2 protein-coding genes and 1 pseudogene are annotated in these 1,902 nt (G+C 64.1%); all 3 read right to left on the reverse strand.

Annotated features, from left to right (window positions below; translation table 11 throughout):
* A partial coding sequence (locus PFH44_RS27125; RefSeq protein ID WP_283826768.1) for an SDR family NAD(P)-dependent oxidoreductase occupies positions 1 to 442 on the reverse strand: 442 nt, incomplete at its 3' end.
* Entirely contained in the window at positions 442 to 1,293 is an 852-nt protein-coding gene (locus PFH44_RS27130; RefSeq protein WP_283826767.1) for an isochorismatase, read from the reverse strand. The genes PFH44_RS27125 and PFH44_RS27130, both read right to left, overlap by 1 nt.
* Positions 1,294 to 1,306: 13 nt before the next feature.
* Positions 1,307 to 1,902 (reverse strand): annotated as a pseudogene (gene entE, locus PFH44_RS27135) ((2,3-dihydroxybenzoyl)adenylate synthase EntE); the annotation flags it as partial.

Below are 1,902 nucleotides of genomic sequence, written 5' to 3' on the forward strand. Positions count from 1 at the left end.
CGGAGGCGCTCATGCCGATGCGCGGCGTATGCGCGGCGTCGGAGGCCACGGTGACGATGGCCCCGCCCCGCTGGCGGCGGAACTGGGCCATCGTCTGCTGGAAGAGGTTAAACGCGCCGCCGACGTTAACGGCGAAGGTCTGCTGCCACTCTTCCACGCTCAGCGCGTCGGTGGCGCCCATGCGTAAAATGCCCGCCGCGTTGACCAGCACGTCAAGGCGCTCGATGCCGCCCAGCAGACGCTGGCACACCTCGGCCACCTGCGGCGCGTCGGCCACGTCCAGCGTCTCGGTGGCGAACGGATAGCTTTCGCCCGCGAACGCGAGGTCAAAACCGGTGACCTGCGCCCCGGCCTCGACGAAGGCCAGGGCGGTGGCGTAGCCGATGCCCTTACCCGCCCCGGTCACCCATACGGTCTGACCCTGAAAATCGAGCGCGGCCACTATTTCACCTCGCGGGAGAGCAGCGCCCACCAGGCATCAATCGACGGATTTTTCGCCAGCATCACGAAGTCGATATCGCCGTGCACTTTGCGCCAGCGCGCGGCCACCGCCATCATGCGCACCGAATCCAGGCCGTAGTCGATGAGGTTTTCATCATCCATCGGCTCGTCGGACTCGTCGAGCAGCGGCAGCACCAGCGCGCGCAGCGCCGCCTTTGACGCCGGCAGCGGCAGCAGCTCTTCGGTCATCACCACCCGACCGCAGCGTCCGGCAACGTATTTCAGCGCCATCAGATGCTCTTCGCGGCTAAAGTCCGCCAGCGCGTCGGCAACGAAGAACGGCTTGATGTCGCGCATAAAGGCGTCGGTCGCGGTCGTCATGCAGCCGATATGGGCATAGACGCCGGTGACGATCAGCTGGTCGCGCCCGGCCTCTTTCAGCATCTCTTCCAGCGGCGAACGGTGGAACGCGCTGTAGCGCCACTTCACCAGCACGGTGTCGTTTTCGTCCGGCGCCAGGGCGGCAATCACCCGCTGCTGCTCCGGCGAGCGGGTCAGGCCCGGTCCCCACATATCGTTCAGCAGGGCGCGGTCTTCATCGCTCTGCTCCTTCGGCTGCGCGGTGTAGAACACCGGGATATCGTGCTGCTTGCAGAAATCGCGCAGCGCGGCAACGTTGGCGACCACTTTCGCCATCATCGCGCTATCTTCACCCCAGAAGTTGAGGAAATACTCCTGCATATCGTGGATAAGCAGCGCGGCGCGGGACGGCTCAAAGGCCCAGCTCACTTTGTTCGCCGGGATATCGCTGGCTTCCGGCAGCGCGTAAGCCTGTAATTGAGGAATGGCCATTCTGTCTTCTCCTTCAGCCCAGCTTGCGTTCAGCCAGCCACTGACGTAATTGTTTTTTATCGACTTTGCCCACCGGCGTCAGCGGCAGCGCGTCCACGCACTCCACCCGATCCGGCAGCTTAAATTCAGCCACGCCCTGCTCGCGCAGGAAGCGACGTACCGCGACCGCGCGCAGCGGCTCTTTGACCACCAGGTACGCGCAGCTTTTCTCCCCCAGCAGGCTATCCTCCATGCTCACCAGCGCGGCATGGATCGTCGCCGGGTGGCGCAGCAGCAGGTTTTCAATCTCTTCCGCGGCGATCTTCTCCCCGCCGCGGTTGATCTGATCTTTCTCGCGCCCCTGCACGGTGATATAGCCGTCTTCGTCGATCGAGATCAGATCCCCCGAGCAGTAGAAGCCGTCGGCGTCAAACGCCTCCAGATTATGCTGCGGGCTTTTATAGTAGCCGCGGAAGGTATAGGGCCCGCGGGTCATCAGGCGGCCGACTTCGCCGCGCGGCAGCGGGTTGCCTTCGGCATCGGCGACCCACACTTCGTCGTCGGGGCTCATCGGGCAGCCCTGGGTATTGATAATGCGCTGCGGGCTATCGTTGAGGCGGGGGTGGGTTA

This window comes from Klebsiella sp. Ech2A (assembly GCF_030078455.1).
Classification (GTDB): Bacteria; Pseudomonadota; Gammaproteobacteria; order Enterobacterales; family Enterobacteriaceae; genus Klebsiella; species Klebsiella terrigena.